Here is a 22035-nt window from a genome sequence, read left to right as displayed (position 1 = left end):
GCCAGATGCCGGACAAGATCGATCCGCCGCGTCAATTGCCGCTCGATCTAGGCCACGGCACCGGCTATTCGCGCGACGAGCTCGTCGTCTCCAGCACCAACAGCCAGGCGGCGGCGCTTGTCGACCGCTGGCCGGACTGGCCGTCGCCGGTCGTTGTGCTGGCCGGGCCGGCCGGCTCGGGGAAAACCCATCTGGCCTCGATTTGGCGGACCCGCGCCGACGCCGTGAAAGTGGAGGCCGGCCGCATCGGCGACTGCATCGAAAACCTCGGCCCGCATCCGGCCCTGATCGACGATATCGATGCCGAACCGATCGATGAGCACGGCCTCTTCCACCTGATCAACGCGGTGCGCGGCGCCGGCTCGAGCTTGCTGTTGACGGCGCGGCGCTTCCCGTCCGCCTGGGGCGTCAGGCTGCCCGACCTGGCGTCGCGGCTGAAGGCGGCGGCGACCGTCGAGATCCACGAACCCGACGATCTTCTGCTGGCCGGCGTCATCACAAAGCTGTTCGCCGACCGCCAGGTCGAGGTCGAGCCGCATGTCGTGCAATATCTGGTGCGCCGCATCGAGCGCTCGCTGGCCACTGCCATGCGCGTGGTCGAACGGCTCGACCGCACCGCGCTCGAGCGCAAGACGCCGATCACCCGCGCGCTCGCCGCCGAGACCGTCAGCGCCATGGACGAAGGGCAGGGCGAGTTCGAGATTTAGAGGATACAAAATGACGTCTGAATTCAGTGCATACGACATCATTGATCCGTTTCTGATGTCGTGGGCAAATCGGCACGGAATACGGGTCGCCACTAAATATCGCGACGACGATGTCCGTTCTATCTGGGTTTACGACAAGAATGGCAATCGTCGTGCTCAGTTGTGGCTCAATTTGCCTGACGTCAACGGCAACGTAACCATTGTGGCGTCGGTGCTGGATCCTAAAAGCGCTACACAATGGGGTGCCAGAGAGGAACGCCACGCGTCTCCCGAAATGCTGCAAGCCGCCCTTGAAGAACTACGGCCAATGGTTTTTGGCTGGGCCGGGGAAGGTGCATATACCTAGTTCTTACCTCGGCCGGTGTCTCATTTCGGGAAACAAACCTGGCATCTGTCTTGCACCTGACAGCTTGCCGGCTAATCCCGGTCCTGATTGCGTATCAAATCAGGTAGTAGGCTCGCCGGGAGATGGGGCGGTTGGGGTTCTCTTCCCGGCGAGCTTGCCATATGCGGCGATCCGACCAGTCGCCTTGAAGTGTGATTTTCTCGCCAGCTGATAGCGATATTCTCAACGCTGTCGGTCTTGCCTGGAAATAATATCGGCGACGTATTTTGATCGAGAGCCGTCCCACCCGCAGGCCGTGCATCGGTCGCTTTCGAAATTATGTTCGCAGTTTGGATATCCATAGAGCAGAGATGCGCATTCGGCACATAGACTGGCCATTGCGCTGCTGTCGGAAAAATATGTGCTGCCGCACTCATCGCAGGTCGCGATTGGTCGGTCCGTCATTGCTCTAGCCTCGCTACCGTTTCAGACCGATCGTCTCCCCCAAGCGCCGCTTGTTCCACGCCAAAGCGCCGGCGGTAATCGCCAGGCACGAGGCCGGTTATCCTGGCGAATACCTTGCGGAAGGAGCCGGGATCGTCATAGCCGACCTCCCAGGCGATCTGGTCGATCGATCGCATCGTGGTTTCCAGCATCTCGCGCGCCTTGCCGACGCGCAGGTGCTGACAATATTCGGTCGGCTTGAGGCCGGTGGCGCTGCGGAAGCGCCGCAGAAAAGTCCGCTCCTCCAGCCCGGCATGCTCTGCCATGGCGCCGAGCGTCACGTCGCGCGCGCCGTTCGCCTGCAGCCAATGCTGCACCTTGAGGATCGCTTCGTCGTCATGGGTCAATCGCGGCGCAAACGGGCTGTAAAAACGTTGCTCGCGGCCCGGCGGATCGATCAGCATGAAACGGGCTGTGTCCATCATGACGGTTGACCCGAGCACCCGGTCCACCAGCTTCAGGCCGAGATCGGTCCAGGCCATGTAGCCGCCGGCGGTGATGATATCGCCATCATCGATAACCAGCCTGTCGGCGTCGAGCAGGATGTCTGGAAAGCGTAGCGCCAGCGCGTCGCGATAGGCCCAGTGCGTCGTGGCCGCGCGACCGGACAACAGGCCGGTCTCGGCAAGCACGAAGGCGCCGGCACAGACCGAACCGAGCGTCGCGCCTGCCGTGTGGCGATCCCTGAGCCAGCCGGCATAGGGCGCGGCTGCTCCCCGAGCGATCGGATCTCCCAAGGTCGGCGGGAGGATAACCATGGCTGGTTCATTGTCGGCGCCGGGGTCGCTGTCGAAGGTGCGGACTACGGTGTGGCCCGCGTCCTCCAATTGCCAATGACTGACGCGAAGCCTCGCCGCCTCGGGCGACCGCTCGACAGCCAGCCGGTTTGCCAGCATGAAAAGATCGGTCAGGCCGAGCACGGCTGCTTCCTGCACGCCGGGATACAAGACAAGGCCGATTTCGATCAGATCACGCGCAGCCGTCATTTGTCAGTTTTGCCACGTTGAATGTCCGTTTTGCCAATGCTCACCCTGGCCGCACTGTTATAATTTGTCCAGCTGAAGGGGGCTAAAAGCTTCCCTGTTACCCCCAACTTTTCCATCAAGGAGTAGGACGATGAGCACATTCACCACCCATGACGGCACCGAGATTTTCTACAAGGATTGGGGCAAGGGCCAGCCGATCGTGTTCCATCACGGCTGGCCGCTGAGCTCAGACGACTGGGACAACCAGATGCTGTTCTTCCTCGAAAAGGGCTACCGCGTCATCGCACATGACCGCCGCGGCCACGGCCGCTCGTCGCAGACCGCGACCGGCAATGAGATGGACACCTACGCCGCCGACGTTGCGGCGCTGGCGGCGCATCTCGATCTCAGGGATGCGATCCACATCGGCCATTCGACCGGTGGCGGCGAGGTGGCCCGTTACGTCGCGCTTTATGGCGGTGGCGGCCGCGTTGCCAAGGCGGTACTGATCGGCGCCGTGCCGCCGATCATGGTCAAGACCGACAGCAATCCGGGTGGCCTGCCGATCGAGGTCTTCGACGGCTTTCGCGCCGCTTTGGTCGCCAACCGCGCCCAGTTCTACAGGGATGTGCCGGCCGGCCCGTTTTACGGTTTCAATCGCGAGGGCGCCAAGGTCTCGCCAGGGGCTATCGACAATTGGTGGCGCCAGGGCATGATGGGCGGCGCCAAGGCCCATTACGACTGCATCGAGGCCTTTTCCGAGACCGACTTCACCGACGATCTCAAGAAGATTGACGTGCCCGTCCTGATCATGCATGGCGACGACGACCAGATCGTGCCGATCGCCGATTCTGCGCTGCTTGCGGCCAAGCTGGTGAAGCACGGCACGCTCAAGGTCTACAAGGGCCTGCCGCACGGCATGTGCACCACGCATCCGGAGATCATCAATCCGGATCTGCTGGCCTTCATCCAGGGCTGACGGCTTGCATATCGGACGGGCAGCGCGGGCTCGTGCTGTCCGTCCGTCGCTTAAACATGACCGGCGACGGGAGACACACTCGAGCGTGATCCGCTTGCCCTGCCGACGAGATTTGCTTGATGAATGGTCGGAGTGGAGAGATTCGAACTCCCGACCCTCTGGTCCCAAACCAGATGCGCTACCAGGCTGCGCTACACTCCGAACGGTCTGTTGCCTAGTGATTTCGGCCCGCCAAAGCAAGCGTAAAAAGCCATCGGCCTTGCTGCCGACGGCATTGCGCAGTAATGACGGGCTAGTGCATGGCCAGAGAACAGTAATGTGGTCTCGGGGTCGTGTGCTTGCAACCAGCAATGAGGTGGTCATGTCAGCCCGCATTTTCAGCCCAGCCAAAACCGCGATGCAGTCCGGCAAGGCCAAGACCGGCTATTGGGTGCTGGAATTCGATCCGGAGCAGCGCAAGAAGATCGATCCGCTGATGGGCTACACCACGTCCGGCGACATGCGAAGCCAGATCAGGCTGACCTTCGACACCAGGGAAGAGGCGGTGGCCTATGCCGAGAAGGAAGGGCTCGCTTTTCGCGTCGAGGAGCCGAAGGAAATCAAGCGCCGCCAGATTTCTTATGCGGAGAATTTCCGCTATGACCGCAGGACGCCCTGGACGCATTGACGGCCATGCCGGCCCGTGCCGGCGCCAAGAACAAATCAGCCGGTCGTGCGGCCGGCCAGCGGTCCCGTAGCTCAGCTGGATAGAGCACCGGCCTTCTAAGCCGATGGTCACAGGTTCGAATCCTGTCGGGATCGCCAATATTTTCAATGTCCATTCCGGACAGGTTCACTCGCCAGTCGCACAGGATTTCCAACACATGACAGCGATGGGCGCGGCGGCATTGCTGATCCTTGTCCTGACCTATGCCGGCGTCGCAATCGGCAGGATACCCGGGCTGCGCCTCGACCGGGCAGGGATCGCGCTGCTCGGCGGTGCGGCGATGATCGCCATCGGCGCGCTCGACATGGAGGACGCCTACCGCGCCATCAGCTTCGACACCATCACGCTTCTGCTCGGCATGATGATCGTCGTGGCGCATCTGAAAGTGTCGGGCGCCTTTCGCGCGCTCGGCGGGTTCGCCATCGAGCATGCGCATGCGCCGTTCATGCTGCTGGTGATGGTGACGCTGTTAACCGGCGTCCTGTCGGCGTTCCTGGTCAACGACGCCATCTGCCTGGTCATGGCGCCGATCGTCGTCCATGTCACCCGCGTCATCAACCGCAACCCGGTTCCCTATCTGATCGCCACCGCCACGGCCTCGAATTGCGGCAGCGTCGCCACCATCACCGGCAATCCGCAGAACATGGTCATCGGCGCGCTGTCGGGGATTTCCTATCCGGCCTTCTCGGCGGCGCTGGCGCCGGTCGCGGCGTTCGGCCTCGTCGCCGTCATCGTCATCATCCGCATCGTCTACCGCGCCGAATTTTCGCGCAAGGCCGAGCTCAGCCCCGAAGTCTATCGCGGCCGCATGCTGCCGGGGCAGGTGGTGAAGGCGGTGGTCGTCTGTGTCGGTTTGGCGATCGCCTTCTTCGCCGGCGTTCCAGTCGCCAAGGCAGCGCTGATCGGCGGCGCCATTCTTCTTTTGACCCGCGCCATCAAACCTGAGCGCATCTATCGCGAGATCGATGGGCCGCTGCTGTTCATGTTCGCCGGGCTGTTCATCGTCGTCGCCGGGGCGGAGAAGACGCTGCTGACGCCCGACATCGTCGCCTCGGCAAAGGACCTCGGGCTGAATGATGTCTGGCGGCTGTCCGGCTTCACCGCAGTGCTATCCAACATCATGAGCAATGTCCCGGCCGTGCTGGCGCTGAAGCCGTTCGTGCCCGGACTGGAAAACCCCGAGCGGGCCTGGCTGGTCGTCGCCATGAGCTCGACGCTGGCCGGCAATTTCACGCTGCTCGGCTCGGTCGCCAATCTGATCGTTGCCGAGCACGCGCGGGTCTCCGGCAAACCGCTGGGCTTCATCGCCTTCTTCAAGGTCGGCCTGCCGTTGACGCTGGTCACGCTTCTCGTAGGGACGGCATGGCTGGCGGCCTAAAAGCGCGTCGCATTGGACCGGCCTCATGCGGCGCGCATTGGGCTCTTTTTTATGCATGTCGTTGTCGCAAAACCGCTGCACACTTTGCGCGGCATGCATCAGCCAGTCAGGGCGATGTCACCGTCAGATGGCCCCTCATGTTGGGATGGAAGCGGCAGAAATAATCGACCGATTCCGCCTTCTTCACCGTCAGGCTCGCCGCCTTCTTCGGCGGGATCATCACTTCCCAACCGCCGTTGACGGTTGCCGTGTGGGCGAACACGTCCTTGTTCACCCACCTGATCGTGTCGCCGACCTTCGCCTCGATCTTTGCCGGCGAAAACACAAGCTTCTCGATCGTCACCTCGATGGTTTCGGCCTTGGCCGGCGCGGCACCCAAGGCCAATGCCAGCGCAACCCACAGATGCCGCCTCGACATCATTGGCCCAATCCTCACTTCAGCATGCCGGCGACGTGTTCGGCGTGCTGTTCGTGGCCCTGGAATATTTTCAGGCCGGTTTCCAGCAGGCTCTTCAACTCGGCATTGCTGGCCGACGGAATCAGCAGTGTTTCGAGCGCGCCATTGACCTGCTTGTGGTAGGCCACTTCGCTGGCGACATAGGCCTTGTCGAACGCCGCGCCCTTCAGCTTGGCAAGCTTGGCACGTTCCTCGGCCGCCGCCTTGGTCAGCGCCTTGCTGGTCGGATTGTCCTCAGGCGTGACCTTGAGCTTCTTGACCAGGTCGAGAGCCTGTTTGTTGACCGCCTCGTGATCTCGCACCATGTCCTTGGCGAAATCCACGACCTCCTTGTTCTTCGATTTCTTCAGCGCCTGCTTGGCCGCCTCGACGTCAAGCACGCCCGCTGTGTAGGCGATATGTGCGATCTGCGGATCGGTCGGTTTGTCGGCAGCTTGCGACAAGGGCGCTGCGCTAAGCAGGAAAACTGCGGCCAGTGCCGTGGTCGATCGAATAAACATGATGCTCTCCTTCGCCCCGACGCGGAACTGCATCGGGCTTCGTTTTCAGTGATGCTCATTGGATGCAGGTCGCCGCCAAACGTTCCCGCGAAAATCGGCGCGGCCTATCCGGAAAGACCAAGCCGCTGCATCACGGCATTGGTCAGCCGTTCGCAGCGCCGGCCCGCGAAGGGAAAGGCGTCGAGCAGCACCGGGCCGATCTGGTCGTCCAGCGCCTTGCGCACCAGCGCGCGGGCGCGGTGCAGCCGGGTCTTGATGGTTTCTGGTCGCACGCCAAGCAGTTCGGCGGTTTCCTCGATGCTCAATCCCTCGATGACGCGCGCCACGAACACCATCCGGTAGACATCGGGAAGACTGTCGGTTGCCCGTTCGACAAGCTCAAGGATCTGCCGTTGCGCCATCGTCCGCTCCGGATCGTCGCTCGGGTTGAGGGGAAACCGGATGATTTCGGCTTGCGGGTTTTCGGGCATCGCTACCATTCGCCGCTTTTTGCGCAAGCGACCGAGCGCTTCGTTGATGACGATACGCGATAGCCACGTGGCGAGCGAGGCATCGCCGCGAAAGGCCTCGAGATGGGCAAAGGCGCTGACATAGGCCTCCTGGACGATGTCCTCGGCCTCGCTGTCGTTACGCACGACGCCGCGGGCGATGCGGTAGAGCCTTTGGTTGTGCGTCTTGATGATGGTGCGGAATGCATCGCCATCACGTGCCAGAGCGCGGCCGACAAGCTGCATGTCGCCGGAAGCGGCGGGAGTTGCCGTCAACGCAGCAGGCATGGCCGATCTCCTGATAGGCTTCTCATCGCGACATTGGATGCATCGGCCGACAAAAGGTTCCCGACCGATCCCGCCGGCCAGCCTCAATCCGTGTCAAGGACTGGCAGAGGCTATTCTACCGCCTTCACCACACCGCCGCCTCTATTTTGTAGAGCCGTATCATCGGCCGATCGGTCGCCATGATATCGCTCAGGATCGCAATTTTTCCAGGCTGTTACGCCGATTTTCTGACTCAGTGTGAAAAGGTGCTGGCTCAGGCCTCAGCGGCCGCCGCCAGCCCGCGCGCCAGGTCGGCCTTCAAATCCCCTACATCCTCGAGCCCGATCTGCAGGCGCACCAGCGGCCCGTCATACGGGCCCTTGGCGATGGTGCGGTCGCCAAGGAATACCGGCACGGCAAGGCTCTCATAGCCGCCCCAGGAATAGCCGAGGCCGAAAAACTTCAACGCGTCGAGGAAGGCGTGCTGCTGCTTCTGTCCGCCGCCCGCGAGAACGATCGAGAAGATGCCGCTCGATCCGCAAAAATCGCGCTTCCACATGGCGTGGTCGGGATGACTGGGCAGCCCCGGATGCAGCACCTGCGCTACGCCCGGCTGACCCTCCAGCCAGCCGGCGAGGGAAAGCGCGCTCTTTTGATGATGCTCCAGCCGCACGCCCATCGTGCGCAGGCCGCGCAGCACCTGGTAGACGTCGTCAGGCCCGGCGCAGCAGCCCATCGTGTTGAACGTCTCGAAAAGCTGCTTCCAGCAGTCCGCATTGGCCGACACCGTGCCGAGCAGCACGTCGGAATGGCCGGCCGGGTATTTCGTCGCCGCGTGGATCGAGATGTCGACGCCATGGTCGAGCGGGCGAAAGTAGAGCGGCGTCGCCCAGGTGTTGTCCATCATGACGATGGCGCCGGCGGCGTGTGCTGCCTTGGCGATGGCCGGTATGTCCTGCACCTCGAAGGTGTTGGAGGCCGGCGATTCGGTGAGTACCACCTTGGTGTTGGGCCTGAGCAGCGCCGCAATGCCGGCGCCGATGCGGGGCTCGTAATATTCGACCTCGATGCCCAGCCGCTTCAGCATCGTGTCGGCGAAATTGCGGGTCGGATGATAAACGGAATCGACGATCAGCAGATGATCGCCGGCCGACAGGAAGGCGAGCAGCGGCAGCATCACCGCCGCTAGGCCGGACGGCACCGCGACCGTGCCGGCGGAGCCTTCCAGCGCATCGATGGCGCTGGTCAGCGCATCGGTGGTCGGCGTGCCGCGCGTGCCGTAGGTGTATTTCTGGCTGCGCGCCGCCATCGTCGCAGCATTGGGATAGAGTACGGTCGAGGCATGCACGACCGGCGGATTGACGAAGCCGAAATAGTCATGCGGGTTGTTGCCGGAATGGGCGAGCCGCGTGTTGACGCCCATCTCGCTGTCGTCTTTTGCCATTGCTTTTCGTCCCATGGGTTGGTCGTTAGCCATAGTGCGGCGGCATTGGCCGCGCAACCGCACCGCACTCGCCAGGCCAAGGTCTTGAATATGCCAATTCAGCAACGAGCCGTGGATCCGCGGGAAGGCTGCCAAGTGCGCTTGGCAACTCACGGTCGGACTTTGCCGGCTTTATTGGCGCGCTGACCAATTTGCGAGCGCGTTTGTCTGCAATTTCAGGCATTTCAGGCGGTTGGTTTTCAAAGTCTTTCGGATTTGGTCATTTCCCTTGACCTCACAGGAATAATCGCCTTCGATGTTGTTCGTGAATGGGAGGCAGCGCGTCGGTGACGATGCGGGATTCCGGTAACGGGCCGGGATACTTAGCTGCGTTCACACGGGAAAAAGTCAGGTTCGCCTGGAAAAAACAGAAAAGGGTCAGTGGGTCATGAAACACATTGCAATCGGCCTTTTGGGCGCCGCCGCGTTTGGATTCGCGGCTTCGGCCGCATCGGCGAGCACGCTCGACGATGTCAAGGCGAAAGGCTTCATCCAGTGCGGTACCAATACGGGTCTTGCTGGCTTCGCGGCGCCTGACGACAAGGGTGAATGGAAAGGCATCGATGTGGATTTCTGCCGCGCCGTGGCGGCCGCCGTCTTCGGCGATGGCACCAAAGTCAAGTTCACGCCGCTCAGCGCCAAGGAGCGGTTCACCGCGCTGCAGTCGGGCGAGGTCGACATCCTGTCGCGCAACACCACCTGGACCATCAACCGCGATACGGCGCTTGGCCTGAACTTCGTCGGCGTCACCTATTATGACGGTCAGGGCTTCATGATCAACGCCAAGAAGCTTCCGGGCGTGAATTCGGCACTGCAGCTTTCGGGCGCGGCGGTGTGTGTGCAGAGCGGCACCACGACCGAGCTCAACCTTGCCGACTATTTCAAGTCGAACAAGATGGAGTACAACCCCGTCGTTTTCGAAAAGCTGGATGAGGTCAACGCCGCATATGACGCCGGCCGCTGCGACGTCTACACCACCGACCAGTCGGGTCTCTACGGCATTCGCCTGACGCTCAGCTCGCCGGCCGACCACGTCGTGTTGCCCGAGATCATCTCCAAGGAGCCGCTTGGGCCGGCCGTGCGCCAGGGTGACGACCAGTGGTACCACATCGTCAAGTGGACCTATTTCGCGCTGCTCAACGCCGAGGAACTGGGCATCACCCAGGCCAATGTCGACGAGATGAAGAACTCGGACAATCCCGAGATCAAGCGCGTGCTCGGCCAGGAAGCCGACACCAAGATCGGCACCGATCTAGGTGTCTCCAACGACTGGGTCGTCAACATCGTCAAGGCCGTCGGCAATTACGGCGAGATGTTCGAACGCAATGTCGGCTCCGGCAGCCCGCTGAAGATCGCCCGCGGCATCAACGCGCTGTGGACCAAGGGTGGCCTGCAGTACGCTCCGCCGATCCGCTGATCGAAAATGGATCCGGAAGGCAGATCGTCTGCCTTCCGGTCTCTCTTTCCAGGGGACTGTCGAATGGCATCGCAGGAAGTTCTTCGCGAGGAGCCAAGCCGCGGTTCCTTCATCAATGATCCGCGCGTCCGCGGCATATTCTTTCAAGCACTGGTCCTCGTCCTGCTGGTAGCGGGTGTCTGGTGGGTTACCCACAACGTCATCGCCAATTTGACGCGGCTGCATATCGCTTCCGGCTTCGGCTTTCTTAAGGGCCGCGCCGGCTTCGACATCAGCGAAAGCGCCATCGCTTATTCATCGGATTCGACCTATTTCCGTGCCATCCTGGTTGGCTTTATCAACACCGTCATCGTTGCTGTCGTCGGCATCATCACCGCCACCATCATCGGTTTCATCGTCGGCATCGGCCGGCTGTCGCATAACTGGCTGATCAGGAAGATCTGCACCGTTTATGTCGAGGTGTTCCGCAACATCCCACCGCTGCTGGTCATCTTCTTCTGGTATTCCGGCGTGCTCGCTGTGCTGCCGCCGCCGCGCGAGAGCATCAATCTGCCGTTCGGCTCCTTTCTCAACCAGCGCGGCTTCTATTTTCCCCGCGCTATATGGGGCGAGGGCTCCTGGCTGATCCTGGTCGCACTGCTCCTCGGCATCGCCATGGCCTGGTTCGTCGCCCGCAAGGCGCGGCAGCGGCAGATGGCGACGGGTCAGCCGTTCCCGGTGTTCTGGACATCCATGGCGTTGATCGTCGGCCTGCCGTTGCTGGCCTACGCGCTGAGCGGCTTTCCGCTGAGCTTTGAATTTCCAAAGCAGTCGACCTTCAATCTCGTCGGTGGCTTTCAGGTCAGGCCCGAGTTCCTGTCACTCTATCTGGCGTTGTCCTGCTATACGGCCGCCTTTATCGCCGAGATCGTGCGCGCCGGCATCAGGGGCGTCAGCGCAGGCCAGACCGAGGCGGCCGCGGCACTCGGGCTGCGCTCGGGATCGATCCTCAGGCTTGTCGTCGTGCCGCAGGCGATGCGCATCGTCATTCCGCCGCTGACCAGCCAGTATCTCAACCTGACCAAGAATTCCTCGCTCGCCATCGCCATCGGCTATCCGGACCTGACGGCGACGGCCGGCACGGTCTTGAACCAGACCGGGCAGGCAGTCGAAGGCGTGGTGATCATGATGGCGGTGTACCTGGCGCTCAGCCTGATCACGTCGGCGATCATGAACGTCGTCAATGCCAGGATGGCGCTGGTGGAGAGGTAGGGCCATGCAAGAGCACGATATGTCCTGGGTGCGGACGGAGATGGCGCTGGCGCAGCCGGCGCCGTCGAGCGAGCGCGGCCTCACCGCCTGGGTCCGCAAGAATCTGATCGCATCGACCGGCGACGCCATCCTGACCATCATCGGCATCGTGCTGGTTGCCATGATCCTGCCGCAGATCGTCAATTGGGCTTTCATCAACGCCCAGTGGACGGGACCGGACCGCACGGTCTGCGCCACCGTGGCGCAGGGCGGCATCCAGTCGGACGGCTGGACCGGCGCCTGCTGGGCTTTCGTCAACGCCAAGTTCGGCCAGTTCATGTTCGGCCGCTATCCCCTGGAAGAGCGTTGGCGCCCGATCCTAGTCGCCATCCTGTTCGTGGCGCTGCTGGTGCCGCTGCTCGTTCCGCGCGTACCGCGCAAGGGGCTGAATGCCATTCTTCTCTTTTTTGCACTGCCGGTCGTCGCCTTCGTTCTGCTGATCGGCGGCATGTTCGGCCTGCCCTATGTCGAAACCCCGCTCTGGGGTGGACTGCTGGTGACACTCAGCCTGTCCTTCGTCGGCATAGCTGTGTCGCTGCCGGTCGGCATCGTGCTGGCGCTCGGCCGGCGCTCGAACATGCCGATCGTCAAGCTGCTGTGCGTGATCTTCATCGAGACGGTACGCGGCATCCCGTTGATTACGGTGCTGTTCTTTGCCAGCGTGATGCTGCCGCTGTTCCTGCCGGCCGGCGTCAGCTTCGACAAGTTCCTGCGCGCGCTGATCGGCGTGTCGCTGTTTGCCGCCGCCTACATGGCCGAAGTGGTGCGCGGCGGCCTGCAGGCGATCCCCAAAGGCCAGTATGAGGGCGCCGATTCGCTCGGCCTCAGCTACTGGCAGAAGATGGGTCTGGTCGTCATGCCGCAGGCGCTGAAGCTGGTCATTCCCGGCATCGTCAACACCTTCATCGGCATGTTCAAGGACACCAGCCTGGTCATCGTCATCTCGATGTTCGACCTCCTCGGCATCGTCAAGCAGAACTTCTCCGACGCCAATTGGGCGACGCCGCAGACGGCCAGATCCGGCCTGGTGTTCGCGGCGTTCATCTTCTGGCTGTTCTGCTTCGGCATGTCGCGCTATTCAATGTACACGGAACGCCGTCTCGACACCGGCCACAAACGCTAAAAAAGGGGACCTTGTCATGGCCATAGAAAACGCCGTCAGCGCGGAAGAGATCAAGGTCAATGCCGCCAAGATGCACATTTCCACCACCGATGTCGCCATCGACATCATCGCCATGCACAAATGGTACGGCGAATTCCATGTGCTGAAGGACATCAATCTAAAGGTGATGCGCGGCGAGCGCATCGTCATCTGCGGCCCGTCGGGCTCCGGCAAATCGACGATGATCCGCTGCATCAACCGGCTGGAGGAACACCAGAAGGGCAAGATCATAGTCGACGGCAAGGAACTGACCAACGATCTGAAGAAGATCGACGAGGTGCGCCGCGAGGTCGGCATGGTGTTCCAGCACTTCAACCTGTTCCCGCATCTGACCATCCTGGAGAATTGCACGCTGGCGCCGATCTGGGTGCGCAAGATGCCGCGGAAACAGGCCGAGGAAATCGCCATGCATTTCCTCAAGCGCGTCAAGATCCCGGAACAGGCCAACAAATATCCCGGCCAGCTTTCCGGCGGCCAGCAACAGCGCGTGGCGATCGCCCGCTCGCTGTGTATGAACCCGCGCATCATGCTGTTCGATGAGCCGACCTCGGCTCTCGATCCGGAAATGATCAAGGAAGTGCTGGAGACGATGGTCGGGCTGGCCGAGGAAGGCATGACCATGCTCTGCGTCACCCACGAAATGGGCTTTGCGCGCAAAGTCGCCAACCGGGTGATCTTCATGGACCAAGGCCAGATCGTCGAGCAGAACACGCCGGCCGAGTTCTTCGACCACCCGCGCCATGAGCGCACGAAGCTGTTCCTGTCGCAGATCCTGCACTGATCCTGTACGCCGGTTCGGGACAAGACCGGCGGACCGGGCTCTCTGTCTTGCTGGCTTCGCGCGTATTCGACGAGCGCTGACCGTGCGCCCGGCGTCGCCTAGGCTCGTTCCAGCCGGTGCACCGGCCCGGACGCCATGCAGTGGCTGGGGCCAAATTTTCTCTCAAGCTGAGGTGATCTGCCAGACAGCGACGCCGGCAAGGGCGAGACCGGCGGCGCCCTCGATGGCCCGGGAGATGGTTTCGAACAGCCGTGGCTGGCGCGCGAAAAACTGTACAAGCCGTTCGCGAAACACGATCGACAACACGGCGACGCAGGACAGCGTCAGCGCCACGCCGACCATCATGGTGATGGCAAACAGGACGCCCGCTGCCGGAACATCCCTGGACATCGCGAAAGTCATCGCGAAAAGCGTAAGCGGACAAGGGATCAGGCCTGCCATGACGCCGACAGCCTCGCCCTCGTGCCTGTGGTGATGGCTGTGGCTCAAAGCGCGCCAGAGCATCCAGACGCCGATGAGGCCGAGCAGCCCGCGACTGATGTGCTCCAGAAGCGGAGCGCGGCCGACGCTGCCCAATGCTATTGAGACCAATGGCAGCGAGAGAGCCGCAATCAGAACGGCAATCGTCACATGCGTGAACGATAGCGTGATAGATACGAGCAGACCACGCGAGACCTTCGCATCCGAACCGGCAAGATACGTCGCCAGGACGGCCTTGCTGTGCCCCGGCGTCAGCGCATGGGCAGCCCCGAACACGACGCCCATCGGCAGGAAGGCCATGAACGCCAGCCAATTGCCTCCGGCCGCAAGCAGCTTGATCTGTTCGCCGAGCGTCAGATAGATCGTGCGCTGAAATTCGACGAGCGTCTGGAACATCGGACGAGACTAGCAGAAAATCGGCGAGCGTCAGTGCATGTGGCCGTGGTCATGCGTGTGCTCGTGAGGATGGTCGTTCTCTCCACGTTCCGTTGAAAACCGCACATTCGCCTCAGCCAGGGCCGGCATATGCTGGGATAGTTCGTCCTTCAGCGCTGCGGCGATCTTGTTCGCCGCCGACAGCGGCAGGGTTTCGTCCGCGGCAATTGCGATGTCGGCGTGCAATCTATGACCGATCCAGCGCGCCTTGGCATCGACAATGCGCGCGCCCGGAACATGCTCGGCGGCATGTCGGATGTCGTCCATCACACCGGGTTCGATTCCATCCAGCATGCGGGTCAGCACCGAGCGGGCCGATTGCCAGACGATACCGAAGATCGCAATCGTGATCAGCAGACCGACGATCGGATCGGCCAAGGAAAAGCCGAACCAGACGCCGATGGCTCCGATGACCACGGCAAGGCTGGTAAGTCCATCTGTGCGGGCATGGTAGCCGTCGGCAATCAGTGCCGCGCTGTTGATTTCGCGACCGACGCGGATACGGAACACGGCAACCGCCTCGTTGCCGAGGAAGCCGACAATGCCCGCCGCAGTCAGCCAGCCGAGGTGTGTCACCACTTGTGGATTGATCAGCCTGTCGATGGCTTGGTAGGCAGCGACCACAGCGCTGAACAGAATGATGAGCACGATGATGATGCCGGCCAGATCCTCGACCCGGCCCAAGCCATACGTGAAGATCCGCGACGGCTTGCGCCGCGCCAGCACGAACGCAATCCATAGCGGGATCGCCGTGGTCGCATCGCCGATGTTATGGATCGTATCGGCCAGCAATGCCACGCTCCCCGACAACGCAACCACGACCATCTGCAATGCCGCGGTGATGGCCAGGATCACGAACGACCATTTGATTGCCCAGATGCCCCGGTCGGTGGTGGCAATTGTCGCGTCGATGACGCCATGGCTGTGACCGTGCGGACCGTGACCGCCGTGATGATGTGCGGCGTGCGAGCCGAACCCGAGCCATTCCAGAATGGGGACTACGATGGCATTCATAGATATTTCGCCAGCTGCTTAAGTTCCGCCAGCGAGTTGCCGCCGGTTTCCACGCTGTCCGTCAGGCAATGCTCGATGTGATCGTTGATCAGCTCGCGCTTGGCGCTGCTGATGGCCCTTTCGACGGCATGAAGCTGCTGCGCCAGGTCAACGCAAGGGCGATGCGCCTCGATCATCGCCAGCACCGCCGCAAGGTGGCCTTGCGCGCGCTTCAGGCGCTTTACGATGGAAGGATGCGAAGCGTGGAGATGATCTGACATGCCTTCAGCATATCCTCCCGGGGAGGATACGCGTCAAGCTCTAAGTCAGCTGTTCAATTTCCGGAGAGGCTTCACCTTGAACATTGCTTGGTCTATGCCTTCCCCATGAAGAAGCTTGCCCGTTTTCTTGGCCTGCTGGTCGTTGCAGCAGTCCTTGCGGTGGCGCTGGGCACGCTGCTGCCGCGCCCGCTCTGGCCGGCGGCCGTTGCCGATCCGATCGGCACAAGCCACCGTATCCTGATGCTGCAAAATCCGATCCACACCGACATCGCCATCCCGGTCGACGACGATGTGCGCCGGCGCTTCCATTTCCTGGTCGATGCCGGCATTCCAGCAGACATGGCGGAGGTCCGCTACATCGTCTTCGGCTGGGGCGGCCGCGCCTTCTATCTGGAGACGCCGACCTGGTCGGAGCTGAAGGCGGTGCCGGTGATGAAGGCGCTGACGGTCGATGCCTCGGCAATGCATGTCGACATTTCCGTCGACATCGCCGAGCCGCATCGCGACGTCGCTAGCTTCGACATCGGCGAGGAGCGGTTTACGGCGCTGCTAGATTACATTGCGGCAAGCTTCCGGCAGGGGCCGAACGGGGCCATCCCGATCGAGAGTGCGGCCTATTCCCGCTTCGGTCGGTTCTTCGAAGCCAATGGCCATTTCAACGCGCTGGTCGGCTGCAACACCTGGACGGCGGCGGCACTGCGCACGGCCGGGTTGCGCACCGGCTGGTGGAATCCGCTGCCGGCCTCGCTCGGCCTGTCGATGCGGCTTTACAATTGAAGAGGGTTCCGGCTGATCAACGCCGCGATCCTTCGCGCCCCCCTCTGTCCTGCCGGACATCTCCCCCACGAGGGGGGAGATTAGCGGCTTCGACGCCTTGCTAGGTCATGCAACCTTGAAGATTGGCGAAAGCCAATGTGATGGCCAATCTCCCCCCAAGTGGGGGAGATGTCCGGCAGGACAGAGAGAGGCGCTGTCCCGCCAGCCTGTCGTGCGTATCATCGCGCGCCATCGTCCAACGCCCGCCAGCCATAGAGCCAGTCGAGATCGGCGGCGAGTTTTTCGGGCGAGCGCATCGCCAGGAACAGGTTGCGGGCCATCGCCACCGGCCCGGCCGCATGCCAGGCGAGGCGATTGACGGCGCCGCGGCGGGCGACCTGGGCGACGCGCGGCCGCCGCGCCTGTTCCCAGGCGACAAGCGCGCTGCTGAGATCGGCAGGCGAGGTGGCAACGAAACCGGCAAGGGTTACCGCGTCTTCGATCGCCATCGCCGCGCCCTGTGCTGCAAACGGCGTCATCGCGTGCGCCGCATCGCCGGTCAGCGCGATGCCTTCCGGCGTCGTCCACCGCCGCTGCTCGACAATGTGGATCGGCCATGCCGTCCACGGCGCGGCCTCGTTCGCCAAGCGGACCAGCGCCGGCGCGGCGCCACGCATGGCGCTGGCGAGGATGGCGGGGTCGGCATGCCCTGACCAGCCCTCGGCGATGCGCTCGCCCTTGGTGAAGGCCGCGAGGTTGAAGGCAGTGCCACGGCTGACCGGATAGGCGACCATATGGAAGCCTGGATAGAGGAATGCGGTAACGCAATCGGGCGCACCGATCACCCTGAAGGCTTGTCCGGCGGGGCTGTCGGCGGCCACCGTGGCGCGCCAGGCAAGCTCGCCCGAAAACCGGCTTCTCCGGAAATCGGCTGCGTTGCGGGCAAGCGTTTCTCGCACCGACGACCAGACGCCATCGGCGCCGATCAGCAGACAGCCAGCCTCGACCGTGTCGCCATCAGCCGATGCAGTGACGGTAACACCTTTCGATCCGGCTGCGATGTCGGTCACCCGCGCGCCGGCGATCAGATCGATACCGGGCTGCTCCGAAACTCGCTGCATCAGCGCTGACTGCAGATCCGCGCGGTGGGCAACGAGATAGGGCGCTCCCCAGCGCGTTTCGGCCGCCTGGCCAAGCGGTACGCGCGCCAGCTTGCGCAGCGTGGCGGCATCCTTGAGCACGACCGCCTCCGGCCGCACCGCCGTCGGCAACAGCCGATCGAGTACGCCGAGCTGCCGTAGGATGCGCGTCGCGTTGGGCGAAAGCTGGATACCGGCGCCGGCAGCCTCGAGGTGCTGCGCCTGTTCGAACAGTTTTATCCGATAGCCGCGCTCGGCGAAGGCCAGTGCCGCGGTCAGCCCGGCGACGCCCGCCCCGGCGATGACCACCTGCCGGGACTGCGTTTCCTGCATCAGGCTTGTCGCGGAAGAATCAGGCGGCCTGGTCGAGATAGAGGCAGCCCGGCGGCTGCGTTTCCAACGCCTTCAGCTTCGGCGAATAGCGATAGAGCGTCGAGCAATAGGGGCAGACCTTTTCATTGTCGTCGCCCATATCGAGAAATACATGGGGGTGGTCGAAAGGCGGATTGGCGCCGGTGCACATGAATTCCTTGACGCCGATGTCGATTGCCGGATAGCCCGCATCGTTCTGGAAATGGGGAATGGAACCGCCTGCCATCGTCGTCTCCTGATCTTGTCGATTGCATCTGGATCATAACCCGTCTCTTTGCAAGATCGATGAAATGAAACTGTCGCAAAAGCCTGTCAGAGGATAAGTTAAGCCGGTTAAGGCTATGGTCGTCGAACGGTGTGGGAAGAGCGGAAACCATGAACGAACTGAAGCCGGTGCAGAACGAATTCATCACCGTCGAGGCGGCGAGCCGCGAAGGCGGCAATCCCGACCGCTTCGTCAACCGCGAGTTTTCCTGGCTGCAATTCAACCGGCGCGTGCTCGAAGAGTCGCTGAACGCCAATCATCCGCTGCTCGAGCGTGTTCGCTTCCTGTCGATATCGGCCGCCAACCTCGACGAGTTCTTCATGGTCCGCGTTGCGGGTCTTGCCGGCCAGGTGCGCGAGGGCATCGTGCTGAAGAGCCCGGACGGGCGCACGCCCGAGCAGCAGCTCGAACAATTGCTGCGCGAGGTCGAGCGCCTGCAGGAGGACCAGCAGAAAAGCCTTTCGGCGCTGATGCTGCTCCTCGACAAGGAAGGCATTGAAAGCATCACTCGCGAGGCGCTGAGCAAGGACGAGAAGGCCTGGCTGGAGGACCATTTCCAGGAGCAGGTATTTCCGGTGCTGACACCGTTGTCGATCGATCCGGCGCATCCGTTCCCGTTCATTCCCAATCTCGGTTTCTCGATGGCGCTGCAATTGCGCCATCGCAAGAACGGCGAGGAAATGAGCGCGCTTCTGCGCCTGCCGGTGGCGCTGAGGCGCTTCATCCGTTTGCCGGATCGCAAGCGCCATGTCCGCTTCATCCCGCTCGAGGAGGCGGTCGGTCTTTATATCGGCAAGCTGTTCCCAGGCTATGAGGTCAAGGGCTCCGGCACGTTCCGCATCATCCGCGATAGCGATATCGAGGTCGAGGAAGAATCAGAGGATCTGGTGCGACTGTTCGAGACGGCGCTGAAGCGCCGCCGCCGCGGTTCGGTCATCCGTATCGAATTCGACATGCTGATGCCGCCCGAGTTGCGCGACTTCGTCGCCGGCGAGCTTGGTGTCTCGGCAAGCCGCATCAGCGTGCTCACCGGTCCGCTGGCGCTCAGCCAGATTTCGGAGATCGTCGCCGTCGCCCGCGACGATCTGAAGTTCACGCCCTATAACCCGCGTTTTCCCGAGCGCATCCGCGAGCATGGCGGCGATTGTTTTGCCGCGATCCGCGAGAAGGACATCATCGTCCACCACCCCTACGAATCCTTCGACGTGGTGGTGCAGTTCCTGCGTCAGGCGATGGCCGATCCGGAAGTGGTAGCGATCAAGCAGACGCTCTATCGCACCTCCAACGACAGCCCGATCGTACGCGCTTTGGTCGACGCCGCCGAGGCCGGCAAGTCGGTGACCGCGCTGGTCGAGCTCAAGGCGCGTTTCGACGAAGAAGCCAACATCCGCTGGGCCCGCGACCTCGAGCGAGCCGGCGTCCAGGTCGTCTTCGGCTTCCTCGAACTGAAGACCCATTCGAAAATGTCGCTGGTCGTGCGCCGCGAGGATGGCAGGCTGCGCAATTACGTGCATCTCGGCACCGGCAACTACCACCCGGTCACCGCGCGCATCTACACCGACCTGTCCTTCTTCACCACCGCCCCGACGATCGCGCGCGATGTCGCCCAGCTGTTCAACTTCATCACCGGCTATGCCGAGCCGGCCGAGCAGATGCGGCTGGCCATATCGCCGTTCACGCTGCGCGACCGCATCCTCAAGCACATTTCCGATGAGATCAGCCACGCGCTGGAGGGCAGGCCGGCCCGCATCTGGATGAAGATGAACGCCTTGGTCGACCCGATCGTCATTGACGCGCTCTACGATGCCAGCCGCGCCGGCGTCGAGATCGATCTCGTCGTGCGCGGCATCTGCTGCCTGAGACCGCAGGTGCCCGGCCTATCGGAGAACATTAGGGTGAAGTCGATCGTCGGCCGTTTCCTTGAGCACAGCCGCATCTATTGCTTCGGCAACGGCCACGGCCTGCCATCGGACGGGGCGATCGTCTACATCTCCTCGGCCGATCTGATGCCGCGCAATCTCGACCGCCGTGTCGAGACCATGGTGCCGATCACCAATCCAACTGTGCACGAACAGGTGCTCGGCCAGATCATGCTCGGCAACATCATGGACAACCAGCAAAGTTTCGACGTATTGGCTGACGGAACCTCCCGGCGCGTCGTGCTGGAGGAGGGCGAGGAACCGTTCAACGCGCAGGAATATTTCATGACGAATCCGAGCCTGTCCGGACGGGGCGATGCGTTGAAGTCGCATGCGCCCAAGCGCATCGCGCAGTTCAAGCGCCGCAAGAAACAGAACGCAGCGACGGGCTGATGATTTCAGCGTCCCAGGGCCGGCTCCAGGACCGCCGACCGCTGTCCATCATCGATATCGGATCGAACTCGATCCGTCTTGTCATCTATGAGGGGCTGGCGCGCTCGCCGACCTTGCTGTTCAATGAAAAGATGCTGGCCGGCCTCGGCCGCGGCATCGTTTCGACCGGAAAGCTCGATCCCGAGGCGGTGACGCGCTCGATGGAAGAGTTCCGCCGTTTCCGCGCGCTCTCCGACCAGGCCGGCGCCGAGCGCATGTATGTGCTGGCGACCGCCGCCGCCCGCGAGGCGGTCAACGGCCCCGACTTCATCCACCGCGCTGAGGATGTGCTCAAAACCGAGATCCAGGTGCTGAGCGGCCGCGAGGAAGCCCATTATTCGGCGCTCGGCGTCATTTCCGGTTTCCATCCGGCCAACGGCATCGCCGGCGATCTTGGCGGCGGCAGCCTCGAATTGATCGACATTGACGGTGAGACGATCGGTGACGGCATCACGCTGCCGTTGGGCGGCCTGCGCCTGCAGGACATGGCGAAGAACTCGCTGACCCAGGCGGCAAGGATCACGCGCGAGCAACTGGCGCGGGCGAAATTGCTGAAGGGCGGGCAGGGCAGGGCGTTCTACACGGTCGGCGGCACCTGGCGAAACCTCGCCCGGCTGCACATGGAAATGACCAACTACCCGCTCGGCGTCATGCACCATTACGAGATCGGCATCGAAAGCGCCGCGAACTTCCTCCGACAGGTCGCCAAGGCCGAGATCGATAAGATCAAAGGCATCGAGGGCATCTCCAAGAACCGCCGCTCGCTGCTGCCTTATGGCGCCATCGTGCTGCAGGAGATCATGGCGGCGATGCAGCCGTCGAAGATCATCGTGTCGGCGCTGGGCGTGCGCGAGGGCTTTCTCTACTCGCTGCTCGACAAGGCCGAGCAGAAAGCCGATCCGCTAATCTCGGCGGCGGAAGAGCTTGCCCGCCTGCGCTCGCGCTCGGTCGACCACGCGCATGAGCTTGTAGAGTGGACCGGCAAGGCGTTCGCTGCCTTCGGCATCGACGAAACCAGGGATGAGGCGCGCTACCGCCACGCCGCCTGCCTGCTCGCCGATATCGGCTGGCGTGCCCATCCCGAATATCGCGGCAAGCAATCGCTCAACATCATCGCCCACGCCTCGTTCATCGGCGTCGACCATCCCGGCCGCGCCTTCCTGGCGCTTGTCAGCCTGTTTCGCCACGAGGGCGTGTTCAATGAAGCCGCTCCGGAAATCCGCGGACTGGCGACACCGCGCTATCTCGAGCGCGCCCGCGTGCTGGCCGCGCTGCTGCGCGTCGTCTATTTGCTGACTGCGGCAATGCCAGGCGTCATGCCACGGCTGAAATGGGAAAACCGCGGCAATGGCGTGCTGGCGCTGGTGCTGCCGGCAGCGCTGGCCGATCTTTACGGCGAGCGGCCGGCCGGCCGGCTGGCACAGCTGGCAAAGGTAACCAATCGCCGGCTGGTGCTGGCGGTCGAGGGCGGGCCCAGTATTTCAGTGAAGTAGTTTGAGGCACGACGCCAATTGCATGTGGCAATTCGCTGCGAGCTCCACGCTTGGGAGAAGG

The 22035-nt window shown here is 62.6% G+C and carries 22 protein-coding genes and 2 tRNA genes; 13 read left to right on the top strand and 11 right to left on the bottom strand.

What is annotated here, in order from left to right; genetic code table 11:
* Positions 1-5 precede the first annotated feature (5 nt).
* Together hdaA and NKI52_RS19700 are read left to right on the top strand one after the other, a co-directional pair.
* Complete coding sequence (gene hdaA, locus NKI52_RS19705; protein WP_023677644.1) at positions 6-707, top strand: DnaA regulatory inactivator HdaA; 702 nt, start codon at positions 6-8, stop codon at positions 705-707.
* Between the two features lie 10 nt (positions 708-717).
* Positions 718-1053 carry a hypothetical protein gene (locus tag NKI52_RS19700; protein ID WP_352594419.1) on the top strand — a complete coding sequence of 112 codons (336 nt, stop codon included), beginning with the start codon at positions 718-720 and terminating at the stop codon, positions 1051-1053.
* Positions 1054-1493: 440 nt separating this feature from the next.
* Here NKI52_RS19700 and NKI52_RS19695 read toward each other — a convergent pair whose 3' ends face one another.
* Positions 1494-2522 carry a GlxA family transcriptional regulator gene (locus tag NKI52_RS19695; RefSeq protein WP_352594420.1) on the bottom strand — a complete coding sequence of 343 codons (1029 nt, stop codon included), beginning with the start codon at positions 2520-2522 and terminating at the stop codon, positions 1494-1496.
* A 130-nt stretch (positions 2523-2652) separates the two neighbouring features.
* On the opposite strand from NKI52_RS19695, the gene NKI52_RS19690 reads away from it, so the two are divergent.
* On the top strand, positions 2653-3480 hold the full coding sequence (locus NKI52_RS19690) for an alpha/beta fold hydrolase (protein ID WP_352594421.1): 828 nt from the start codon (positions 2653-2655) through the stop codon (positions 3478-3480).
* A 124-nt stretch (positions 3481-3604) separates the two neighbouring features.
* Here NKI52_RS19690 and NKI52_RS19685 read toward each other — a convergent pair.
* Positions 3605-3681: transfer RNA gene (locus NKI52_RS19685), tRNA-Pro, on the bottom strand.
* 160 nt (positions 3682-3841) lie between these two features.
* Between NKI52_RS19685 and NKI52_RS19680 the strand changes: the two genes are divergently transcribed.
* The 3 genes from NKI52_RS19680 to NKI52_RS19670 all read left to right on the top strand — a co-directional run bounded on the left by NKI52_RS19680 (position 3842) and on the right by NKI52_RS19670 (position 5564).
* Entirely contained in the window at positions 3842-4147 is a 306-nt protein-coding gene (locus NKI52_RS19680) for an ETC complex I subunit (RefSeq protein ID WP_023677641.1), read from the top strand.
* A 60-nt stretch (positions 4148-4207) separates the two neighbouring features.
* Positions 4208-4284: transfer RNA gene (locus tag NKI52_RS19675), tRNA-Arg, on the top strand.
* Between the two features lie 59 nt (positions 4285-4343).
* Positions 4344-5564, top strand: a complete 1221-nt coding sequence (locus NKI52_RS19670) for an anion transporter (protein WP_352569726.1) — start codon at positions 4344-4346, stop codon at positions 5562-5564.
* Between the two features lie 106 nt (positions 5565-5670).
* Here the strand turns inward: NKI52_RS19670 and NKI52_RS19665 are convergent, their stop codons facing one another.
* From NKI52_RS19665 to NKI52_RS19650, 4 genes are all read right to left on the bottom strand, one after another.
* Positions 5671-5982 carry a cupredoxin domain-containing protein gene (locus tag NKI52_RS19665; protein WP_352699215.1) on the bottom strand — a complete coding sequence of 104 codons (312 nt, stop codon included), beginning with the start codon at positions 5980-5982 and terminating at the stop codon, positions 5671-5673.
* A 14-nt stretch (positions 5983-5996) separates the two neighbouring features.
* The gene (locus NKI52_RS19660) at positions 5997-6521 is read right to left on the bottom strand and encodes a DUF4142 domain-containing protein (RefSeq protein WP_023677638.1); all 525 of its coding nucleotides are present in this window, start codon (positions 6519-6521) and stop codon (positions 5997-5999) included.
* 104 nt (positions 6522-6625) lie between these two features.
* A complete protein-coding gene (locus NKI52_RS19655; protein ID WP_352699165.1) occupies positions 6626-7297 on the bottom strand; it encodes an RNA polymerase sigma factor in 672 nt (223 codons plus the stop codon).
* A 253-nt stretch (positions 7298-7550) separates the two neighbouring features.
* Positions 7551-8720 (bottom strand): cystathionine beta-lyase, encoded by a 1170-nt coding sequence (locus NKI52_RS19650; RefSeq protein WP_352699163.1) that lies wholly within the window; start codon positions 8718-8720, stop codon positions 7551-7553.
* Between the two features lie 427 nt (positions 8721-9147).
* Between NKI52_RS19650 and NKI52_RS19645 the strand changes: the two genes are divergently transcribed.
* From NKI52_RS19645 to NKI52_RS19630, 4 genes are all read left to right on the top strand, one after another.
* Positions 9148-10176: an amino acid ABC transporter substrate-binding protein gene (locus tag NKI52_RS19645; RefSeq protein WP_023677635.1), complete on the top strand. Its 1029-nt coding sequence runs from the start codon at positions 9148-9150 to the stop codon at positions 10174-10176.
* Between the two features lie 63 nt (positions 10177-10239).
* On the top strand, positions 10240-11427 hold the full coding sequence (locus tag NKI52_RS19640; protein ID WP_023677634.1) for an amino acid ABC transporter permease: 1188 nt from the start codon (positions 10240-10242) through the stop codon (positions 11425-11427).
* 4 nt (positions 11428-11431) lie between these two features.
* Positions 11432-12589: an amino acid ABC transporter permease gene (locus NKI52_RS19635; protein WP_352616744.1), complete on the top strand. Its 1158-nt coding sequence runs from the start codon at positions 11432-11434 to the stop codon at positions 12587-12589.
* Between the two features lie 70 nt (positions 12590-12659).
* A complete protein-coding gene (locus NKI52_RS19630) occupies positions 12660-13409 on the top strand; it encodes an amino acid ABC transporter ATP-binding protein (RefSeq protein ID WP_031212005.1) in 750 nt (249 codons plus the stop codon).
* Positions 13410-13571: 162 nt separating this feature from the next.
* Here the strand turns inward: NKI52_RS19630 and NKI52_RS19625 are convergent, their stop codons facing one another.
* From NKI52_RS19625 to NKI52_RS19615, 3 genes are read right to left on the bottom strand one after another with little or no spacing between them, the layout of a single operon-like run.
* Entirely contained in the window at positions 13572-14285 is a 714-nt protein-coding gene (locus tag NKI52_RS19625) for a HoxN/HupN/NixA family nickel/cobalt transporter (RefSeq protein ID WP_023677631.1), read from the bottom strand.
* Positions 14286-14315: 30 nt separating this feature from the next.
* A complete protein-coding gene (locus tag NKI52_RS19620; protein ID WP_023677630.1) occupies positions 14316-15338 on the bottom strand; it encodes a cation diffusion facilitator family transporter in 1023 nt (340 codons plus the stop codon).
* Positions 15335-15598, bottom strand: coding sequence for a metal-sensing transcriptional repressor (locus NKI52_RS19615; RefSeq protein ID WP_023677629.1), 264 nt, complete (start codon positions 15596-15598; stop codon positions 15335-15337). Before NKI52_RS19615 ends, NKI52_RS19620 begins: the two co-directional genes overlap by 4 nt.
* A gap of 105 nt (positions 15599-15703) precedes the next feature.
* Between NKI52_RS19615 and NKI52_RS19610 the strand changes: the two genes are divergently transcribed.
* Entirely contained in the window at positions 15704-16375 is a 672-nt protein-coding gene (locus NKI52_RS19610; RefSeq protein ID WP_352699160.1) for a TIGR02117 family protein, read from the top strand.
* Positions 16376-16593: 218 nt separating this feature from the next.
* On the opposite strand, the gene NKI52_RS19605 is transcribed toward NKI52_RS19610, so the two are convergent.
* Both NKI52_RS19605 and NKI52_RS19600 read right to left on the bottom strand, forming a co-directional pair.
* Positions 16594-17826: an FAD-dependent monooxygenase gene (locus NKI52_RS19605; protein WP_352645978.1), complete on the bottom strand. Its 1233-nt coding sequence runs from the start codon at positions 17824-17826 to the stop codon at positions 16594-16596.
* A gap of 19 nt (positions 17827-17845) precedes the next feature.
* Positions 17846-18091, bottom strand: coding sequence for a zinc-finger domain-containing protein (locus NKI52_RS19600; RefSeq protein WP_023677627.1), 246 nt, complete (start codon positions 18089-18091; stop codon positions 17846-17848).
* Between the two features lie 149 nt (positions 18092-18240).
* Between NKI52_RS19600 and NKI52_RS19595 the strand changes: the two genes are divergently transcribed.
* Together NKI52_RS19595 and ppx are read left to right on the top strand one after the other, a co-directional pair.
* Entirely contained in the window at positions 18241-20442 is a 2202-nt protein-coding gene (locus tag NKI52_RS19595) for an RNA degradosome polyphosphate kinase (protein ID WP_352645976.1), read from the top strand.
* Positions 20442-21974, top strand: coding sequence for an exopolyphosphatase (ppx, locus tag NKI52_RS19590; protein WP_352699158.1), 1533 nt, complete (start codon positions 20442-20444; stop codon positions 21972-21974). Before NKI52_RS19595 ends, ppx begins: the two co-directional genes overlap by 1 nt.
* Positions 21975-22035 lie beyond the last annotated feature (61 nt).

It is taken from the genome of Mesorhizobium sp. M0590, assembly GCF_040320905.1.
Lineage (GTDB): Bacteria > Pseudomonadota > Alphaproteobacteria > Rhizobiales > Rhizobiaceae > Mesorhizobium.
The sequence above is the reverse complement of the archived record's forward strand: the minus strand, read 5'-3'. Positions and strand labels throughout refer to the sequence as shown.